General features: G+C 63.9%; 18 protein-coding genes and 1 tRNA gene. 14 read left to right on the plus strand and 5 right to left on the minus strand.

The genetic code is table 11. The annotated features are described in order from the left end of the window. The first annotated feature begins 77 nt into the window (after positions 1 to 77). Together serB and HMPREF0307_RS08560 are read left to right on the plus strand one after the other, a co-directional pair. Positions 78 to 1,250: a phosphoserine phosphatase SerB gene (serB, locus tag HMPREF0307_RS08555; RefSeq protein WP_066491484.1), complete on the plus strand. Its 1,173-nt coding sequence runs from the start codon at positions 78 to 80 to the stop codon at positions 1,248 to 1,250. After that, positions 1,247 to 1,969 (plus strand): peptidyl-tRNA hydrolase, encoded by a 723-nt coding sequence (locus HMPREF0307_RS08560; protein WP_066491486.1) that lies wholly within the window; start codon positions 1,247 to 1,249, stop codon positions 1,967 to 1,969. The genes serB and HMPREF0307_RS08560 overlap by 4 nt, the downstream gene beginning before the upstream one ends. Positions 1,970 to 2,102: 133 nt before the next feature. On the opposite strand, the gene HMPREF0307_RS08565 is transcribed toward HMPREF0307_RS08560, so the two are convergent. After that, on the minus strand, positions 2,103 to 4,058 hold the full coding sequence (locus tag HMPREF0307_RS08565) for an ATP-dependent DNA helicase (protein WP_066491489.1): 1,956 nt from the start codon (positions 4,056 to 4,058) through the stop codon (positions 2,103 to 2,105). A gap of 111 nt (positions 4,059 to 4,169) precedes the next feature. Beyond that, positions 4,170 to 5,519, minus strand: a complete 1,350-nt coding sequence (locus HMPREF0307_RS08570) for a nicotinate phosphoribosyltransferase (RefSeq protein WP_066491492.1) — start codon at positions 5,517 to 5,519, stop codon at positions 4,170 to 4,172. A gap of 524 nt (positions 5,520 to 6,043) precedes the next feature. On the opposite strand from HMPREF0307_RS08570, the gene clpS reads away from it, so the two are divergent. The 8 genes from clpS to rdgB all read left to right on the plus strand — a co-directional run bounded on the left by clpS (position 6,044) and on the right by rdgB (position 11,665). Next, on the plus strand, positions 6,044 to 6,367 hold the full coding sequence (gene clpS, locus HMPREF0307_RS08575; RefSeq protein ID WP_066491494.1) for an ATP-dependent Clp protease adapter ClpS: 324 nt from the start codon (positions 6,044 to 6,046) through the stop codon (positions 6,365 to 6,367). Between the two features lie 19 nt (positions 6,368 to 6,386). Further along, positions 6,387 to 6,923: a DUF2017 domain-containing protein gene (locus HMPREF0307_RS08580; RefSeq protein WP_066491496.1), complete on the plus strand. Its 537-nt coding sequence runs from the start codon at positions 6,387 to 6,389 to the stop codon at positions 6,921 to 6,923. Positions 6,924 to 6,935: 12 nt separating this feature from the next. Continuing rightward, a complete protein-coding gene (locus HMPREF0307_RS08585; protein WP_066491503.1) occupies positions 6,936 to 7,940 on the plus strand; it encodes a P1 family peptidase in 1,005 nt (334 codons plus the stop codon). Between the two features lie 31 nt (positions 7,941 to 7,971). Next, a complete protein-coding gene (locus tag HMPREF0307_RS08590; RefSeq protein WP_066491508.1) occupies positions 7,972 to 8,658 on the plus strand; it encodes a rhomboid family intramembrane serine protease in 687 nt (228 codons plus the stop codon). Beyond that, a complete protein-coding gene (gene murI / locus HMPREF0307_RS08595) occupies positions 8,655 to 9,461 on the plus strand; it encodes a glutamate racemase (RefSeq protein ID WP_066491510.1) in 807 nt (268 codons plus the stop codon). Before HMPREF0307_RS08590 ends, murI begins: the two co-directional genes overlap by 4 nt. Before the next feature lie 68 nt (positions 9,462 to 9,529). Further along, positions 9,530 to 10,297, plus strand: a complete 768-nt coding sequence (locus HMPREF0307_RS08600; protein ID WP_066491512.1) for an MBL fold metallo-hydrolase — start codon at positions 9,530 to 9,532, stop codon at positions 10,295 to 10,297. A gap of 13 nt (positions 10,298 to 10,310) precedes the next feature. Further along, a complete protein-coding gene (gene rph, locus HMPREF0307_RS08605) occupies positions 10,311 to 11,042 on the plus strand; it encodes a ribonuclease PH (RefSeq protein WP_066491519.1) in 732 nt (243 codons plus the stop codon). 14 nt (positions 11,043 to 11,056) lie between these two features. Continuing rightward, entirely contained in the window at positions 11,057 to 11,665 is a 609-nt protein-coding gene (gene rdgB / locus HMPREF0307_RS08610) for an RdgB/HAM1 family non-canonical purine NTP pyrophosphatase (RefSeq protein ID WP_066491522.1), read from the plus strand. A 45-nt stretch (positions 11,666 to 11,710) separates the two neighbouring features. Here rdgB and HMPREF0307_RS08615 read toward each other — a convergent pair whose 3' ends face one another. Further along, positions 11,711 to 12,064, minus strand: a complete 354-nt coding sequence (locus HMPREF0307_RS08615) for a DUF3817 domain-containing protein (RefSeq protein WP_066491524.1) — start codon at positions 12,062 to 12,064, stop codon at positions 11,711 to 11,713. Further along, entirely contained in the window at positions 12,057 to 12,494 is a 438-nt protein-coding gene (locus tag HMPREF0307_RS08620) for a hypothetical protein (RefSeq protein WP_066491532.1), read from the minus strand. The genes HMPREF0307_RS08615 and HMPREF0307_RS08620 overlap by 8 nt, the downstream gene beginning before the upstream one ends. 89 nt (positions 12,495 to 12,583) lie before the next feature. Between HMPREF0307_RS08620 and HMPREF0307_RS08625 the strand changes: the two genes are divergently transcribed. Next, a tRNA-Leu gene (locus tag HMPREF0307_RS08625) sits at positions 12,584 to 12,665 on the plus strand. 154 nt (positions 12,666 to 12,819) lie between these two features. Here HMPREF0307_RS08625 and HMPREF0307_RS08630 read toward each other — a convergent pair. Further along, positions 12,820 to 14,763: a solute carrier family 23 protein gene (locus HMPREF0307_RS08630; RefSeq protein WP_066491534.1), complete on the minus strand. Its 1,944-nt coding sequence runs from the start codon at positions 14,761 to 14,763 to the stop codon at positions 12,820 to 12,822. Positions 14,764 to 15,079: 316 nt separating this feature from the next. On the opposite strand from HMPREF0307_RS08630, the gene pflB reads away from it, so the two are divergent. The 3 genes from pflB to pflA all read left to right on the plus strand — a co-directional run bounded on the left by pflB (position 15,080) and on the right by pflA (position 18,454). Next, a complete protein-coding gene (pflB, locus tag HMPREF0307_RS08635; protein WP_066491537.1) occupies positions 15,080 to 17,173 on the plus strand; it encodes a formate C-acetyltransferase in 2,094 nt (697 codons plus the stop codon). 11 nt (positions 17,174 to 17,184) lie between these two features. Continuing rightward, a complete protein-coding gene (gene grcA2, locus HMPREF0307_RS08640) occupies positions 17,185 to 17,502 on the plus strand; it encodes an autonomous glycyl radical cofactor GrcA2 (RefSeq protein ID WP_255356877.1) in 318 nt (105 codons plus the stop codon). An 82-nt stretch (positions 17,503 to 17,584) separates the two neighbouring features. Continuing rightward, positions 17,585 to 18,454: a pyruvate formate-lyase-activating protein gene (pflA, locus tag HMPREF0307_RS08645; RefSeq protein ID WP_066491552.1), complete on the plus strand. Its 870-nt coding sequence runs from the start codon at positions 17,585 to 17,587 to the stop codon at positions 18,452 to 18,454. Positions 18,455 to 18,459: the final 5 nt, after the last annotated feature.

Genomic DNA, 18,459 nt, shown 5'->3' on the forward strand with positions numbered 1-18,459 from the left:
CTCCTGAAGCTCTCGCCGCCGCCTGTTACGGGCGGCGGCTTTTGCCGTTTTTCCTATAGAGGCTCATAATCTTATTCATGACTAATGCTGTGATTACCACCACGGGCCCGGATAAGCCTGGCGTCTCCGCCGCCTTCTTCCGCGTTCTCGGCTCCTACAACGTGGAGCTCGTGGACGTCGAGCAGGCCCTGTTCTCGGGCCGCATTTCATTGTCTGCCTATGTCGACCTGAACCCCAACCGCCTCGAGGATATTGAGCAGGGGCTGCGCAATACCTTGAGCATTTACCAGCAGCAAATTTCTGCGGAGCTTTCCGATGCCCTGCCGCGCTCGCGTTCCACTCACGCCGTGGTCGTCATGGGGCGCCCCCTCACGGCATCCCACCTGTCTTCTGTTGCGCAGGAACTGGCCAACTTCAATGTCAACATCGATCGTATTCGCGGCCTGTCGCAGGAGCCCGTCACCGCTCTCGACCTGTCTGTGACGGTGCCGGGCGAGGAGGAGTCACTGCGCAAAGCGCTGGCGGCACTCTCGGCACAGCTGGGTATCGACATCGCGGTGGAGTCCGCTGGCCTGTCCCGTCGTTCGCGTCGTCTCATCTGCTTTGACTGCGACTCCACGTTGATCACAGGTGAGGTCATCGAAATGCTCGCGGCCCACGCCGGTAAAGAGGCCGAGGTTGCCGCGGTCACGGAGCGCGCCATGCGCGGCGAGCTTGATTTTGAGCATTCCCTGCGTGAGCGCGTCGCGACGCTAGCGGGTATGCCGGCAAGTGTCATTGACGAGACTGCCGCGTCGCTCACGCTTACCCCGGGCGTGCGCACGACGATTCGCACGCTGAAGAACCTGGGCTACCGCGTGGCGGTGGTCTCGGGCGGCTTCATCCAGGTGCTGGAGGGGCTGGCCAAGGAGCTCGATCTCGACTACGTGCGTGCTAACACCCTGGAGATCGAGGATGGCAAGCTCACGGGTCGTGTCATTGGCAAGGTGGTCGACCGCCAGGCGAAGGAAGACTTTTTGCGCGAGTTCGCTGCGGATGCGGGCATTTCCATGTCGCGCACCATTGCGGTGGGCGATGGCGCAAACGATATCGACATGATTACCGCCGCCGGACTGGGTATCGCGTTTAACGCTAAGCCGGCCTTGCGCGAGGTGGCCGACGCACAGGTCAACCACCCGTACATGGACGAAATCCTGCAGATCCTCGGCATCCCGTCTGATGACGTCGTGCGGGCTGAGGACGCCGAATGAGCCTCGCCGTAGCGCATGCGCGTCTCGCCACGGCCTGCAACGACCGGTCCTGGCGCGATGACCCGGAGGATCCGGACCGTCCGGAGACTATCCAGGCCATGCAGATTGTGCTCAACCTGCCCAAGCAGGACACACCCACACGCACGGAGGTCCTCGAGGCCGCTGCACGTGCCGTCGTCGCTGCGTGCCTTGACCCGCGCGCCGGCGACGACACCGCTTATGCCGAGGCCTTCGCGGCGTGGTACGGCCATCGTATTCGCAAGGTGGCCCGCCGCGCCCGCAACAAGGCATGGCGCGACGTGCAGAACCTGCCCGGCGTCACAGTCGATGACCGTGCTCGCGCGTTTGCGCCCTCGGCGGTGGTAGACGTGGACCCGCTCATCTCCAAGCTGCAGATCGGCCACACCGAGCTCGAGCACGATGTGCCCGGGCCCGCAACGCCGGGCGAGCCCGTCATCTACATCGACGAGGGGCTTGCGATGACCGCCGGCAAAGCCGCCGCCCAGGTCGGCCACGGTTCTATGCTGCTCGCCGCGGCACAGCCTTATGCCTGGGTCGCGGACTGGGCCGAGCGTGGTTTCCCGCTGTCCGTACGCGAGCTGCCCACGGCCGAGTTCCAGGCTGCCTGCGCACGCCCCGGTGCTGTGGTTGTTCGCGACGCGGGCTACACCGAGGTTGCGCCGGACTCGGCGACGGTGGTCGCGCTTCCTGCGGCCTAGGTTCGCCGCTGACACCTGGTGCTGGAGGCTGCAACGACAGAGTCGGAATCTTAGGACATCGAAGGCCCAGATTGTCGAAAAATCTGGACCTTCGTTGTTCCGAAATCCGGCGCGTAGCCGGTGCGAGCGCGTGCTAGAGCTGCTGCACGAGCCGTTTGAGTGCGCCGCGGACGGTCTCTGGGTTCGTGGTTTGCCAGAAGCGCGGCATCGAGGCCTTGAGGAAGCCGCCGTAGCGCTTGGTCTCCAAGCGTGGGTCGAGGACGGCGACGACGCCACGGTCGCCGACGTGGCGCAGCAGCCGGCCGGCGCCCTGCGCCATGAGGAGCGCTGCGTGCGTCGCCGAGACTTCCATGAAACCGTTGCGGCCCGCGGCCTTGGCGGCATCGGTGCGTGCCTGCATGAGGGGATCATCGGGGCGGGGGAACGGAATGCGGTCGATGAGGACGAGCGAGCAGGCCGGTCCGGGGACGTCGACGCCCTGCCACAGCGTGAGCGTGCCGAAGAGACAGGAATTCTCGTTCTTCGCGAATTTATCGACGAGCGCGCCGATCGTGTCGTCTCCTTGGACGTAGAGGTCGAAGGGGAGGCGGGCACGGAGGGCATCGGCAGCCTGATTCGCGGCGCGGCGGGATGAGAAGAGGCCGAGGGTGCGCCCGCCCGCGGCCATGATGAGCTCATAGATTTCCGCGAGGGTTTCCGGGGACAATCCGTCGCGGCCGGGCTGCGGCAGGTGTGCTGCGGTGTAGAGGATGCCGGACTTCGCGGGATCGAAGGGCGTGCCGGCGTCGAGCGAATCCCACGTGCCGGTGGGCAGGCCCCATTGTGTGGCCATGACGTCGAAGCGGCCGCCGAGGGCCAGCGTGGCTGAGGTGAGCACGACGGTCTGTTCGCCAAAGAGATTGGAGCGCAGCAGGTCCGCGACAGACAGCGGCGCGACCGCGAGGGTGGCGGGGCCCTCCCCATTGCGGCGCGAGAGCCACACGACGTCCTCGTGCTCAGCCGGGTTGCCTTGGGCAAAGACGGCGCGCATGCGGGCGACGGCCTCGGCGAGATCGGAGAGGTGATTGGTGAGGTTCTGGCGCTCCGCGAACTTCTCTGGGTCGTCCTTTTGTTCGCCTTCGGGCGCACGGGCGATCTTCTCACGCATGCGCCGAAGGGTGTCTTCCATACCGGTGAGGTGCTGGGAGACGGGCTCGGGCATGTCCGTCCAGCGGCCCTCAGGGCAATCCGCGGTGACGATGGTGAATTCCTCCGCGAGGTCCGTCAACCCGGAGTCCGAGGCGAGTGCCTTGACGCGGTTGCCCGCCATGGAGATAACGCGGGCGGTAATCTCCGCGGTCGTGACGGAGGTAATTCGGTCATCGAGTTCGTGCGCCTCGTCGATGACCACGGCATCGTGGTCGGGCAGGATATTTGCCTCGGAGAGCGCGTCGATGGCGAGCAGCGCGTGGTTAGTGACGATGACGTCTGCGTCCGCGGCCTCGCGGCGGGCGAGCTCTGCAAAGCAGTCCTCGCCGTGCGGGCAGCGCGAGGCCCCTAGGCATTCGCGGGAGGTGACGGAAAACGCCTTCCACACGTCGTCTGGGACGCCTGGCTCGAGGTCGTCACGGTCCCCCGTCTCCGTTTCCTGGGCCCATTCCGTGACGCGTTGGGCGGCGCGCTCGCGCCACGAGCCACCATCGAGCCCCGCGCCGTCATCGAGCATGGCTTCCGGCGACTCCGGCTGCGCCAGCTTATTGAGGCAGAGGTAGTTCGCGCGGCCTTTCATAATGGCGAAGGTGGGCTCGCGGTCCATCTCCTCGGCCAGCGCCTCGGTGAGCCGCGGGAGGTCGCGGTGGACGAGCTGGCGCTGCAGCGCGAGCGTCGCCGTCGAGACGATGACCGAGGTCTCCGCGCCTTGGGCATGACGCAGGGAGGGGACGAGGTAGGCCAGCGACTTACCCGTACCAGTGCCCGCCTGGACGGCGAGGTGGCGCTGGGTCTCGAAGGCCTTGGTCACGGCCTTGGCCATGCGGACTTGGCCTTCGCGGCGGGCACCACCCAAGGCGGCGACGGCGGACTCTAGAAGCTCTTCGGTCGATTTCTCCACCCGGCCAGTCTAGCCTGCTGCCCCAACGTGCTGAAGGCAGCTAAACATGCGGAAGGGCGACGAGGCGTGGACGCGTCAGGCGATCACCGTGCGGGAAAGAAAGCCGATGGACTACTTGGCTGGCGGGAAGCCCACCATGCGCGTTGACACCGGCACATCGCCCTTGGACAGCGCCAGGCCCTCCCACGGCAGGGTGCCGCGGATTTCAGCGAGGAAGGCTCGGGATTCCTCGAGCGTGGGCAGGCCCTCGACCACATGCCCGTCGCGCATGAGCGGCACGGTGAGTTCGCGCACCGTGAGGTGCGACGGAACTTCCGGCTGCTCCGCGTTGAAGGGGAAGACGATTTCCTCGAGCGCGACGCCAGTGGAGCGGTGCGTGCGAATGGCGCGCTTGGCTCCGCCTACGGAGCGCTTGGAGGAGGAACGCTTGGCCACGGGGTGGCCCTCGACCTCAACAACCTTGTAGACCATGGACGCGGTCGGCTCGCCGGAGCCGGTGACCACGGACGTGCCCACGCCGTAGCCGTCGACTGGGTCGCCGCGCAGACCCGCAATGGAGAACTCATCCAAGTCGGAGGAAACAACAATGCGCGTGTTGTGCGCGCCCAGGTCATCGAGTTGCTTGCGCACGCGGCGCGTCACGGCACCCAAGTCGCCGGAGTCGATGCGCACGCCGCCGAGTTCCGTGCCCGCGACCTTGATGGCCGTCTCCACGCCCTTCGTAATGTCGTAGGTGTCGACGAGCAGGGTGGTGTCCACGCCGTCCGTTTCAATCTGCGAACGGAAAGCGGCCTCCTCGTTCGGCGTGCCGTCATCGTTGACGTGGGCGAGCGTCCACGCATGCGCCGCCGTGCCAGAAGCCGGAATGCCGTAGCGGTACGCTGCCTCAAGGTTCGACGTGGAGGTAAAGCCCGCAAGGTACGCGGCGCGGGTCGCGGTGACCGCGGCGTACTCGTGCGTGCGGCGCGAGCCCATCTCGATGATCGGGCGGCCGTCTGCGGCCACCACCATGCGGGAGGCTGCCGATGCCACCGCAGAGTCCGCGTTCATGATGGACAGGATGACCGTTTCGAGGATGACGCATTCGCCAAACGTGCCGCGCACGGTCAGCAGCGGCGAATTAGGGAAGTAGAGCTCGCCTTCGCGGTAGCCGTCCACCTGGCCGGAGAAACGGTAATTACGCAGGTACTCAATCGTCTGCTCGTCGAGGAAGTCGAGGTCTGCAAGCTGGTCCTCGGTGAAGCGGAAGTCCTCAATGGCTTTGAGCACGCGCGGGATGCCCGCGACCACGCCGTAACGGCGCTCGCCCGGCAAGCGGCGAGCGAAAACTTCGAAAGCTGCCTTACGGTGCGCGGTGCCGTCACGCAGCCCTGCCTGAAGCATGGTGAGCTCGTACTTATCGGTCAACAAGCCCGTCGAGCGGCTGCCAGGGGAGGAAACGGCGGAAGCAGAGTCATTCATGCCGCTCAATCATACGCGGCGCACGATATTTTGTGAGGTCTTTAACAAGCCCCAGTCCAGATCACCACGGCAACGCAGGGGGCTCGCGAACTTACTCCATCGTCACAACGGTGTCGACGTAGCCGCTGTTGTAGTCGTACGCTACGCCGATCGTGGTGAGCGAGGGGTTGAGCAGCATCTCACGTCGTCCATCGGTGGAATCACCCGCCGGGGTCGAGGAGCCGTCCTTCGCGGCACCGACGAAGATGAAGAGAGTGCCAATGAGGGCTGCGACCGTCCACGCAGTTGTGACCAGATTGACCAGACTCTACAGACTCAGATTGCCGTTGCGAAGCTCGGCACAGAGCTGGGGGACGTTGATGGGTTCGTTCACAGAGGGAGGGGAGAGAATGCAGCTCTCGAAATAGGAAATAAACAGTTTCTGAGATTAATTTACGCCCTTGGCAAGGCAATTGCGCTCTTTCTCACGCGCCGGTGGGGCGGACTGTGGTCGAAAGAGGGACAGATTGATTAGGCTAAGTACCATGAATCTCTCCCTTAACCCGACCCTCGGTTCGCCGATGGCCACCCCGGAGCTGGATGAAGACATTCAGATTGATGTCGCCACGAGCGAAAACCTGCCGTGGATGTGCATCGTGTGGGACGATCCGGTCAACCTCATGTCCTATGTCTCCTATGTCTTCCAGACCGTGCTGGGTTATGACAAGAAGCGCGCGAACGAGCTCATGATGCAGGTCCATACCGAAGGCAAGGCCGCAGTGAGCACGGGCGAGCGCGACAAGATTGAGGCCGACGTAAAGAAGCTGCAGATTGCTGGTCTGTGGGCCACCATGCAGCAGGCCGGCTAGAGCAGACAGGACTGAATACATGCAGGCATGGAAGAAGAAAAAGTCGCTCATGCGTCCGGCGCGGTACGTCACGCGCTTTGAACCCATCGAGCGCGAGGTCATAGGCGATCTCACGGCGACGGTCTCCGAGGCGATCATCAAGCGCGCCCAGTCCGCGCCCAAGGACGACTTGGCGGAGATGATGGGCATTGCCTCCGGCCATAAGGAGGCCCCCGAGGATCCGTCGCTCGCGCGTCTCTTCCCGGACTTTGAGAAGGAAGGAGACGAGGAATTCGAAGGCGATAATGCGCTGCTGCGATCACTCCACGAAAACGACATCGCGCGCGCAAAGCTACAGAACCTCCAGGTCATCAACGAGGCACTCGGCCCCACCGGTGGCGTCGAGGTTTCCATCGAAGAATCCGAGGCCCCCGCGTTTGTCGCAGGTCTGAACGACCTGCGCCTCTACGTTGCCGCGGGCGATATGCGCGGCGAGGGAGCCCTTGCGGATCAGGAAGCCATCATCGAGTGGCTCGCCTTTGCGCAGGATTCGCTGCTCCAGGCCATGATGAACTAGGCGGTCGGGCGCATGGTTTCCATCGGCCACGCCACGCTCGGAGACACGGGCGTCACCGTCCTCTACGCCGGCCCGCAGGGCGCCGTCGCGTCCGTCGATGTCCGCGGCGGCGGTCCCGGCACCCGTGAGACCGATCTTCTCGAGCCGCATAATACGGTAGAGCGCGTCCACGCCATTGTTCTCTCCGGTGGGTCCGCCTTTGGCCTCGCCGCGGCGGACGGCGCCATGCGCGAGCTCGCCACGCGCGACATTGGCTTCCCCGTCTTCGGCGAGGGCCGCCCCGGCCCGCGCGTGCCCATCATCCCCGCGGCCGTCATCTTCGACCTCATCGTCGGCGAGGTCCACTATCCCACCGCCTCCGATGGCGCCGCCGCCCTGCGTGCCGCGCTTTCCGATGCCGCCTTCGCACCACTGCTGGAGGTTTCCGGCACCGTCGGCGCCGGGACGGGCGCCACGGCTGGCCGCCTGCGCGGCGGCTTTGGCAGCGCGAGCGTCACCGCACATGCGCCGTCTCACAACTATCAGGTCACCGCTTATATGGTCGCGAACCCGGCGGGTGAGGTCGTCGACGCCGAGACCGGAGAGCTCTTCGGCGCCCGCGCTTACGAGCGCGCGACGGGGGAGAGCCTCGAGGCGCTCGACCCAGAGGCCTACGCCGCGGTGCCGGACCCCAAGCAGTCGAAGCTCAACACGACCATTGGCGTGGTCGTCACCGACGCCCCGGTGACCAAGGCCCAAGCCAAGCGCTTGGCGCTTACAGCGCACGACGGCATCGCCCGAGCCGTGCGTCCGGCGCACTCGCCGCTCGACGGTGACACCATCTTTGCCCTCTCTGCTCCCCCTGCCGACGCGACAGCGGCGGCACCGGCAGCGGCGGCAGGCGTGGACACGCCGACCATGATGGCGCTCGGCGTCGCAGCAGCTGACGCCGTCGAGGCCGCCATCGTCGACGCAGTCGTGCATGCCGCGCCGGGATTTGGGCTTGCGACGTACGCGACGCTGCCGAAACGCGCCTGATGTCGCCCGCCGCGCTAAAGTAGGTCGCATTATGACTTATGGCGGAATGCAGAATTACCAGTACCGGCCCGGCGGCGCGCCCGCCCCGCGCCGGAATTCTGGTGATTCGAAGAATTACACGCGCAGCGGACGCATCCGTGCAGGCCTGACGTTTGCTATTGGCTACCTCGTCATCGAGTGGGGCGTGCACATCATCAACGCCGTCATCTTCGGCGGACACCTGGGCTACTTCGGTATCCGCCCGCTCGACTTCTCCGGTATCTGGGGTATCTTCTTCGCGCCCTTCCTTCACGCCAACTTCGAGCACCTCATGGGTAATTCCATTCCGGGCGCCATCTTCTGTTTCATCGTGGGCTTGTCCGGCCGCCGCGCGTTCTGGGAAGTTTCCGCTATCGTTCTGCTCGTCGCTGGCGTGGGTACGTGGCTCTTTGGTGGGCCGGGTACCTTGCACATTGGCGCCTCGGGCATGGTCTACGGTTGGCTCGCGTACCTCATCGTGCGCGGTGTGTTTAACCGTTCGCTCGTGCAGTTCTTTACCGGCGTTGTGTTGGCCTTCGCCTACTCCGGTCTTATCTGGGGCGTGCTGCCTGTCTATGAGGGCGTGAGCTGGCAAGGCCACCTCTTCGGCGCCATCGGCGGCATTCTCGCCGGCATGACCATTACCTCCGACGATCCAGTCAGGGCTCTGTCCGGTTCGCGAAAGCAGGAACTGCGTTGAGTTCTCCTGCTGCAGACGCTCCCATCGGCGTCTTTGACTCTGGTCTGGGCGGGCTCACCGTGGCTCGCACGATCATGGACCAGCTGCCTCACGAGTCCATCCACTACATCGGCGATACTCTTCACGGTCCGTACGGCCCACGCTCCATTGCCGAGGTGCGCCAGTTCTCTCAGAACATTGCGGACGAGCTCGTGGAGCGCGGCTGCAAGATGATCGTCATCGCGTGTAATACGGCGACGGCGGCGTTCCTGCACGACGCGCGCGAGCGCTACGACGTCCCCGTTGTCGAGGTCATCCGCCCCGCCGTACGCCGTGCGATGGCGACAACCCGCAACGGCAAGGTGGGTGTGATTGGCACGCAAGGCACCGTCAACTCTGGCGCGTACCAGGACCTCTTCGCGGTCAATCCCGGCGTCCAGGCCTTCGCCACCGCGTGCCCGGACTTCGTGCCCTTCGTGGAGCGCGGCATTACCTCCGGCCGCCAGATTCTGGGCGTGGCGGAAAACTACCTCGCGCCGCTGCAGGCCGAGGGCGTCGACACGCTCGTACTCGGCTGCACACACTACCCGCTGCTTTCCGGTGTCATCCAACTTGCGATGGGGGACAACGTCACGCTCGTCTCCTCTGCAGAGGAAACCGCGAAAGACGTGCTCAAGGTGCTCACGGAGTCCGATATGCTGCGCGCCAACCCCGAGCCGCCCACCCGCGTCTTTGAGTCCACCGGTGCGCCGGAGCTCTTTGATAAACTCGCCGCGCGCTTCCTCGGCCGCGGCCCCGGTGAATTCAACCACATTCAGGGATAACCCAGAAGTTTCTCGCAATCGAGTGACGATTGCCTGACTTTTGGTTACTTTCGTGCAACGATGTACCCATGAAGTTGACCATCCTTGGTTGTTCCGGCTCTGTGCCCACGCCTGCTAATCCGGCGTCGGGCTACCTCGTGTCCTTCGATAACGCCCCGTCCATCGTCATGGACATGGGCCCGGGGACGCTCGCACAGCTGCAGAAACACCAGGATCCGTGTGACGCTCACGTGACCTTTAGCCACCTCCATGCTGACCACTGCATGGATTTCCCGTCACTCATGGTCTGGCGTCGCTTCCATCCCACGGCCCCGGCCGCCGCGCGCAACCTGTGCTTCGGCCCGGCCGCCACTCCGGTGCACCTCGGCCGCCTGTCCGCAGACGTGCCGGATGAGGTCGACGATTTCTCGGATACCTTCGCTTTCGACAACTGGCGCCAGGGCGAACGCCAGCTCGTCGACGAGGTCTACATGACGCCGTACCGCACCATCCACCCCACTGAGACGTTCGCACTGCGCGTGGAGCACGCGAAGTCGGGCCGCGTTATCGCATACTCCGGCGACTCCGCATTTACCGAGGACCTCATTCCGGCCGCCCAGGATGCGGATATCTTCCTCTGCGAGGCGGGCTGGGGCGAAACCTCGGAGGGCAAGGCGCCGAATATGCACATGTCTGGTGGCGAGGCAGGGCGTCTCGCGACACTCGCCGGTGTGAAGAAGCTCGTGCTCGTCCACCTCCAGCCGTGGGGCGACCGCGAAGCCACCGTGGCCGCGGCCCGCGCCGAGTTCGATGGAGAGATCGTCGTTGGTGCTCCCGACATGGAGTTTGAGCTCTAGTACGCTAGAGCCCATGTCTGATTTCATTCGCTTCGATGGCCGCGCGCTCGATGAGCTGCGCCCTGTTCGCATCACCCGCAATTTCACGACCAACCCGGCAGGCTCCGTCCTCGTCGAGTTCGGCAACACCCGCGTCATGTGCACCGCGTCCGTCGAGTATGGCGTCCCGCGCTTTAAGAAGGACTCCGGCGAGGGCTGGCTTACTGCCGAGTACTCCATGCTTCCGTCCGCAACGCACGAGCGCATGCCGCGCGAGTCCATGAAGGGCAAGGTCAAGGGCCGCACGCATGAAATCTCCCGTCTCGTCGGCCGCTCCCTGCGCGCCGCCGTGGACCTGCGCGAGCTGGGGGAGAACACCATTCAGCTCGACTGCGACGTCCTCCAGGCCGATGGCGGCACCCGTACCGCCTCCATCACCGGCGCCTATGTCGCGCTGGCTGATGCTGTCGCACACCTCAAGGAAGCAGGCGTCGTCCCTGGCGAGCCGCTGCTCGACCCCATCGCTGCGGTCTCCGTGGGCATCATTGACGGTCGCCCGTCACTCGACCTGCCCTACGAGGAGGACTCCCGCGCCGAGGTCGACCTCAACGTCGTCATGGCCTCCTCCGGCAATTTCGTGGAGATCCAGGGCACCGGCGAGCACGGACTTTTCGGCCGCGCTGAGCTGAACCAGATGCTCGATCTCGCGGAGAAGGGCTGCTACGAGCTTATTGAGGCCCAAAAGGCAGCGCTCGGCTGGAACTAGGACTGGGACTTCACATGCAGATTCTCGTCGCATCGAATAACAAGAAGAAGCTGGGCGAGCTCGAGACCATCCTCGCCGAGGCTGGCATCGCCGGCGTCGAACTCCTCCCGCTGTCCGCGGTGGAGGCGTACGAGGAGCCGGTTGAGGACGGTCGAACCTTCGCCGACAATGCGCTCATCAAGGCACGCGCCGGCGTCGCCCATACGGGCTTGGCCACCATTGCGGATGACTCCGGCATCGCCGTCGAAGAGCTCAACGGCATGCCGGGAGTGCTCTCCGCGCGCTGGTCCGGCACCCACGGCAACGACGAGGCGAATAACGACCTTCTGCTCGCACAGATGGAGCACGTGCCGGATGAGCGCCGCGCCGCCGCCTTCGTGTCCACGTGCGCGCTCGTCACGCCGGATGGTCAGGAATTCCTCGCCGAAGGTCGCTGGCCGGGCATGCTCCTGCGCGAGCGCCACGGCGAAAATGGCTTCGGCTACGACCCACTCTTCCAGCCGGAAGGGGAGGAGCGCTCCTCGGCCGAGATGACCCCTGCCGAAAAGAACGCTGTCTCGCACCGCCATCGCGCGCTCGAGCAGCTCGTGCCCCACATCGCGGAGCTCGCCAAGTCCGCATAAAAAATCGCCGATCCCGCGTGGGGACCGGCGATTTTTGTATGCATCTTAGAGGTTGAACGCTGCGATGACTTCCTTGCGGCGCTTGGCTTCCATGAAGAAGGAGAAGAAAGGCACAACGCCGGCGAGGGCGGTGCCGAGCATCTTCGGGAAAGGCCACAGTGCCTTGGTGCCCAGGTTGAGCACGGAGAGCAGGTAGCCGACGTAGACCCAGCCGTGGGCGATAGCGATCCACGTGGCCCACTCCGGGATGTCGAGCTTCAGAATGTACTGGCACACCATGCGGACAACGAGGGCGAGCAGGAAGACACCGGTGACCCAGGCGAAGACGGAGAAGATGTTCAGGGCGGTCTTCACGCGTGCCTGGCGTTCGGGGTGGTGCTGCGCGGGCTGGTTAGTCATTGCTTTCACTTTCGTTGCGGGTTGAAGGGCGCTCACGGCGCTGGACATTCAAGGCGTTAAATTCCTCGACGTCCATCTGGGGACGGGAGGGCAAAAAGTCCTCGTCGATGGCGGTCATCGTATGCTTTGGCGCTTCGCGCTCGGAGACATACTGGTAGTCCTCGTCGCCGTCGGCGGCCGCCGCGTTCTCGGCGTCGATGCGCTCGTTTTCATACTTGAGCGCTGTGCGGTAGGCGTAGACCACGAAGACGGCGAACAGCGGCCACTGGAAGGCATAGCCCAGGTTCTGGAACGTGCCGGAGCCGGACTGAAAACGCGTCCACTGCCACCACGCGAGGAACAAGAACGTCACCACGAAGAACGCGATCAAGAGGATGTGCCACCATTTGACCTTGATCTTTTGACGTTTACGCGGTTCCTTGCTGCTCACTCGTCATAGCCTACCCACCCCGTGCCCCAATTTTCTAACCCCGCGCATTAACTCCCCGCCCAGTCCACTTGCTAAGCTTTATCCCGCACGCGCCCGTGGCGGAATTGGCAGACGCGCTAGATTTAGGTTCTAGTGTCTTAGGACGTGGGAGTTCGATTCTCCCCGGGCGCACAATAAAAGGGCCGGCCTCGTATCGAACGAGGCCGGCCCTTCGCGCGTTTGCGGCCAGCTTTGGTTTTATGGCGGTTGGTGGTGCGGTACGCGCTGCGAAACGCCATAAACCCAAAGCCAGGCTCGCGGGGCGCGGATGGCGAGCTCGGTGCTGCTAGTCGATTTCCGTGAACTTGCGGTCCCACGCCGAGCGCACCGGGTTGGCGTCGGCGAGCAGCAGGTCGAAGCGGTCGTTGGCGATTTCTACGATTTCGCTCAGCGCCACGCGGCGTTCCTGTTCTTCGGAGTTGGCGAGGCGGCGCACGCCCGCGTCGAGGACGCGCTCGACCGTGTCGGTGGTGTCGAGATACGCCACGAAGGGCAGCCCAAAGCGCGAGCGATAGGCGGCGGAGAGCTCTTGCAACTTCTCCGATTGGGCATCGTCAAGCTCGGCCAAGCCAATGGAGCCGCGGTCGGCCGTGGCGACGTCCTGCGGGCGTAGAAGGAGGTCGTCCATGGCGGGGTAATCGTGGATGAGGGCCTCGCGGCGCTCCGAAGGAGCGGTGAGCACCGCGACCTGGATGGCCGCGCGCAGCTCGTTGATGTCGGCGAAGGGGCGGGCTTCCCAGGCGGTCTCCAGCGGCCACGTCTCGTTGTTGAAGAGGGGACGCAGGGCTGCGACGAAATCGTCGCGTTCCATGTTGTTGAGCTCGTCGAGGGACACGCCGGTGCCCGTCGCGCGCGAGACATCGGCGCCGGACTGGCGGCCGAGGTGGAAGAAGAGGAGATTGAGCACGATGGCCGTGAGCGCGCCGATGGACATGCCGGAGGAGACGAAGGTCTGTGCCCAGTTCGGGAAGGCGGCCGCGATATCCGGTTTGAAGGTCACGAGCATGGCCAGGCCGAGGGCAGTGGTGACGATGGCGGCGTTGCGGCCGTCAGAGAGGTCCGACTTGGCGATGGTCTGCAGGCCGACCCAGGCGACGTTGGCGAACAGCGCGAGCGAGGCGCCACCGAGGACCGGCGAGGGGATGGCGGCGACGATGGCGCCGGCCTTGGGAAGCAAGCCGAGGAGAATCATGAAGCCTGCGGCGGCGACGGCCACCCAGCGCGACTTGACGCCAGTAAGCCGCACGAGGCCGACGTTTTGGGCGAAGCAGGTGTACGGGAAAGAGTTCATGACACCGCCGAGGACGGTGGATACGCCGTCAGCCCGGATGGCGCGCACGACGTCGTCGCGGCGAATGCGTTTCTTGACGATTTCGCCGGTGGCGAAGACGTCGCCAGTGGTCTCGACCATGGTGATGATCATGACGATGATGAGGGAGAAGATGGCGACGAGGTCGAACTTCGGAATGCCGAAGTAGAAGGGCGTGGTGATGCCAAACGCGTCGGCGGTGGCGACCTCGGCAAAGGAGGCATCACCCAGCGCGAGAGCGACGGCAGTGCCGAGCACGAGGCCGATGAGGACAGAGAGCGTACCCAGGAAGCCGCGGAAGAAGCGCTGGACAAGGACGATGACGGCGAGGGTGCCGAAGCCGTAGAGGAGGTCGCGGGTGGCCGGCACGCCTTCCGCGTAGTTGATGAAGTCGTTGGCGGAGACCGCGAGCAGCGATGTGCCCATGACGAGGAGCACCGTGCCGGTGACGATAGACGGGAAGAAGCGCAGCACCTTGCCAAAGACAGGAGCGGCGAAGAAGGTGAACAGACCCGCGACGATGATGGCGCCATAGATGGTGGGCAGGGAGGCGGTGCCGCCTTCCCCGTTCGTCGCGCCCAGGCCAATGGCGATGATGGGGGAGACCGCCGTGGTGGTCACGCCTTGGATGATGGGCAGACGCACACCCACGTGCTTGCCGATGCCCGCCGATTGGATAAGGGTCGCCAGACCACAGGTGAGCAGGTCAGCGTTGATGAGGTGGATGGTCGTCGCGGTGTCGAGATTGAGCGAGCCCGCAATGAGGAGAGGAACGATGACGGCGCCGGCGTAGAACGCGAGGACGTGCTGGAGGCCGAGCGCGGCGAGCTTGGGCGCAGGAGGGACGGCATCGACAGCGTTGGTGGGACGGGAAGTCACAGTGTTCGCCGTGTCTGGGGGAGGAAGCGGAGAAGAAGTCATGCGAATAAAAGTAGCCGGTGCGCAGTGCGGAAGCCTAGTCGCGTGACGTGAGCGAAGTCTGAACATACCAATCTGAACCGCTTCAGCACCGGGGGCGATGGGGGTAATTTGCCCCCGATAGATACGGAACGGCCGTTTTATATGAATTCGCTGAGCAGTAAGTACGGAAAAACTTGTGGTATTGGTCTCTTTGTGACCCAGGACTGAGGTAGGAAACAAGCAGGTGCACGGGTAAATTCGAGCGTGTCAGGGCACTGCCGGTTGAAGTAAAACGGCGAGCCCTTAAAAACGTCGAAACAGAAGGGAGTCACGCCTCGTGACCACCGCAACCGAGCCGCTGCAGTTTACCGCCTGGGAAGGTTTCAACCCGGGACCGTGGACCGAAGGAATCGACGTCCGCGACTTCGTGCAGCGCAACTACACTCCGTACGATGGCGACGCTTCGTTCCTCGAAGGCCCCACCGAGAAGACCATGCGTACCTTCGATTACTTGGAGAAGAACTACCTCTCCATCGAGCGCAAGAAGCGCATCTTTGATGTCGATACCCACACCGCCAGCGATATTGACGCTTTCCCGGCTGGCTACATCTGTGAAGACGACAACGTCATCGTCGGTCTGCAGACGGATACGCCGCTCAAGCGCGCCATGATGCCGTTCGGCGGCTGGCGCATGGTCGAGCAGGCCATCAAGGAAGCCGGCAAGGAATACGACCCGGCCGTGAAGGAAATCTTCACGCGCTACCGCAAGACCCACAACGACGCAGTCTTCGATATCTACACCCCGCGCATTCGTGCCGCTCGTTCCTCGCACATCATCACCGGCCTGCCGGACGCCTACGGCCGCGGCCGCATCATCGGTGACTACCGCCGCGTCGCCCTCTACGGCGTCGACTACCTCATCGAGGAAAAGCAGCGTTCCAAGGACGCCGTGGCAGACCTGGGCTTCTCTGAGCACTGGGCACGCTACCGTGAGGAGCACGCAGAGCAGATCAAGGCTCTGAAGAAGCTGAAGAAGATGGCTGAGTCCTACGGCTTCGATATCTCCGGCCCGGCTTCCACCGCTCATGAGGCTGTTCAGTGGACCTACTTCGGCTACCTGGCCTCCATTAAGTCCCAGGACGGCGCTGCCATGTCCATCGGCCGCCTGTCTGCATTCTTCGACTCCTACTTCGAGCGCGACTTCGCTCGTGGCATCCTTACCGAGTCTGAGGCTCAGGAGATCATCGACTCCCTCGTCATGAAGCTGCGCATCGTTCGCTTCCTGCGTACCGAGGATTACGACCAGATCTTCTCGGGCGACCCGTACTGGGCAACCTGGTCTGACGCCGGCTTCGGCGACGACGGCCGCCACATGGTCACCAAGACCTCCTTCCGCCTCCTGCAGACTCTGGTCAACCTGGGCCCGTCCCCAGAGCCGAACATCACCATCTTCTGGGACCCGAAGCTGCCTGAGGGCTACAAGAAGTTCTGTGCTCATATCTCGATTGAGACCTCGTCCATCCAGTACGAGTCCGACCGCCAGATTCGTGAGCAGTGGGGCGACGACGCCGCCATCGCGTGCTGCGTGTCCCCGATGCGCGTTGGTAAGCAGATGCAGTTCTTCGGCGCTCGCGTCAACGCTGCAAAGTCCCTCCTCTACGCCATCAACGGTGGCCGCGACGAGGTCACGGGCAAGCAGATCATGACCGGCTACGAGCCCATCCAAGGCGACGGCCCGCTCGACTTCGAAGAGGTCTGGGCAAAGTACGAGGACATGCTCGACTGGGTCATCGGCACCTACGTTGAGGCCCTCAACATCATCCACTACTCGCACGATAAGTACGCGTACGAAGCAGTCGAGATGGCTCTGCACGACTCGGACATCGTCCGCTCCATGGGCTGCGGCATCGCCGGTCTGTCCATCGTGGCCGACTCCCTCTCCGCCATCAAGTACGCCAAGGTCTACCCGGTCCGCGACGAGACCGGCCTGGTTGTCGACTACCGCACCGAGGGCGAGTTCCCGTTCTACGGCAACGACGATGACCGCGCGGATGACATCGCCGCCACCGTGGTCCACACCGTGATGGACAAGATTAAGGCCATCCCGATGTACCGCAACGCCATCCCGACCCAGTCCGTCCTGACCATTACCTCCAACGTGGTCTACGGCAAGGCCACCGGTTCCTTCCCGTCCGGCCACAAGGCTGGTACCCCGTTCGCGCCGGGCGCTAACCCGGAGAACGGTGCCGACTCCCACGGCATGGTCGCCTCCATGCTGTCCGTGGGCAAGCTGGACTACCAGGACGCACTGGACGGCATCTCGCTCACCAACACGATTACCCCGACCGGCCTGGGCCGCACGCCTGAGGAGCGCATCACCAACCTGGTGGGCGTCCTGGACTCCGGCTTCATTATGGACAACGCGGAGTAGTCCGAACCCCCATCCTTGCCGCGGCCAGCTCGGCCGCGGCACCCCAACCACTCACCACATTTCAGGAGACATACACAATGGCAACCCACACCTTCGAAGAGCGCCTGGCCGACATGAAGGCAAAGCGCGACGAGCACAACATGAACTCGGGTCTGTACCATGCCAACATCAACGTGCTGGACAAGTCCACCCTCGAGGATGCTGTGGAGCACCCGGAGAAGTACCCGAACCTCACCGTTCGCGTCTCTGGCTACGCCGTGAACTTCGTCAAGCTCACCCGCGAGCAGCAGCTGGATGTTATCTCGCGTACCTTCCACCAGGGCAGCTAGTAACACTCACTTATCCAGTAGCGGTCGTCGGCTCCCACGGAGCCTGCGGCCGCATTGGACTATTCGCAAGGAGCATTGAGCAATGGCAGATGGCGTAACCGGCGTCGTTCACCTCGAGCCGGAAGTCGGCGAGAAAGTCCGCGGCGTCGCGGGCGGCCTCGGCTCTGATAATCACTTGGACGAAATCACGCGCCCGGAGCTTATGGAAGCCCGTCGCACCGGCGATATCGCACTCATTCACTCGTGGGAGCTCGTCACGGCCGTCGACGGCCCTGGCACGCGCATGACCATGTTCATGTCCGGCTGCCCTCTGCGCTGCCTGTATTGCCACAACCCCGACACCATGGAGATGAAGACTGGCACTCTGGAGACCATCGAAGACGTGGTCAAGCGCATCAAGCGCTACAAGCCCATATTCAACGCCTCCGGCGGTGGACTTACCATCTCCGGCGGCGAGCCGCTGTTCCAGATTGCCTTTACCCGCCGCGTGCTCAAGGAAGTCCACGACGCTGGCATTCACACCGCGATCGATACCTCCGGTTTCTTCGGCGCGCGCCTGCGCGACGAGGATATCGACAATATCGATCTCTTCCTCCTCGATGTGAAGGCGGGCGACGAGGAGACCTACAAGTTGGTCACCGCCCGCGAGCTGCAGCCCACCATCGACTTCGGTGACAAGCTGCACCGCATGGGCAAGAAGGTATGGATCCGCTTCGTCGTCGTACCGGGTCTCACTGACTTCCCGGAGAACGTCGCCAACGTCGCGAATATCGTGGCCCGCTGGAAGGGCAACGTCGAGCGCGTCGAGGTGCTGCCGTTCCACAACATGGGCAAGGACAAGTGGCACGAGTTGGGCATGGACTACAAGCTCGAGGACGTTAAACCGCCCGCAGTCGACGAGATGGAGAAGATCCGCGACGTCTTCCGCGAGAAGGGTTTCACGGTCTACTAGCCTGG

It is taken from the genome of Corynebacterium sp. DNF00584 (assembly GCF_001552965.1).
Taxonomy (GTDB): domain Bacteria; phylum Actinomycetota; class Actinomycetes; order Mycobacteriales; family Mycobacteriaceae; genus Corynebacterium; species Corynebacterium phoceense.

Bases quoted from the DNA above. Each gene is read 5' to 3' on its own strand.
- serB (WP_066491484.1), top strand. From the start codon at position 78: ATGACTAATGCTGTGATTACCACCACGGGCCCGGATAAGCCTGGCGTC.
- HMPREF0307_RS08560 (WP_066491486.1), top strand. From the start codon at position 1,247: ATGAGCCTCGCCGTAGCGCATGCGCGTCTCGCCACGGCCTGCAACGAC.
- HMPREF0307_RS08570 (WP_066491492.1), bottom strand. From the start codon at position 5,519: ATGAATGACTCTGCTTCCGCCGTTTCCTCCCCTGGCAGCCGCTCGACG.
- clpS (WP_066491494.1), top strand. From the start codon at position 6,044: ATGAATCTCTCCCTTAACCCGACCCTCGGTTCGCCGATGGCCACCCCG.
- HMPREF0307_RS08580 (WP_066491496.1), top strand. From the start codon at position 6,387: ATGCAGGCATGGAAGAAGAAAAAGTCGCTCATGCGTCCGGCGCGGTAC.
- HMPREF0307_RS08585 (WP_066491503.1), top strand. From the start codon at position 6,936: ATGGTTTCCATCGGCCACGCCACGCTCGGAGACACGGGCGTCACCGTC.
- HMPREF0307_RS08590 (WP_066491508.1), top strand. From the start codon at position 7,972: ATGACTTATGGCGGAATGCAGAATTACCAGTACCGGCCCGGCGGCGCG.
- HMPREF0307_RS08600 (WP_066491512.1), top strand. From the start codon at position 9,530: ATGAAGTTGACCATCCTTGGTTGTTCCGGCTCTGTGCCCACGCCTGCT.
- rph (WP_066491519.1), top strand. From the start codon at position 10,311: ATGTCTGATTTCATTCGCTTCGATGGCCGCGCGCTCGATGAGCTGCGC.
- rdgB (WP_066491522.1), top strand. From the start codon at position 11,057: ATGCAGATTCTCGTCGCATCGAATAACAAGAAGAAGCTGGGCGAGCTC.
- HMPREF0307_RS08615 (WP_066491524.1), bottom strand. From the start codon at position 12,064: ATGACTAACCAGCCCGCGCAGCACCACCCCGAACGCCAGGCACGCGTG.
- HMPREF0307_RS08630 (WP_066491534.1), bottom strand. From the start codon at position 14,763: ATGACTTCTTCTCCGCTTCCTCCCCCAGACACGGCGAACACTGTGACT.
- pflA (WP_066491552.1), top strand. From the start codon at position 17,585: ATGGCAGATGGCGTAACCGGCGTCGTTCACCTCGAGCCGGAAGTCGGC.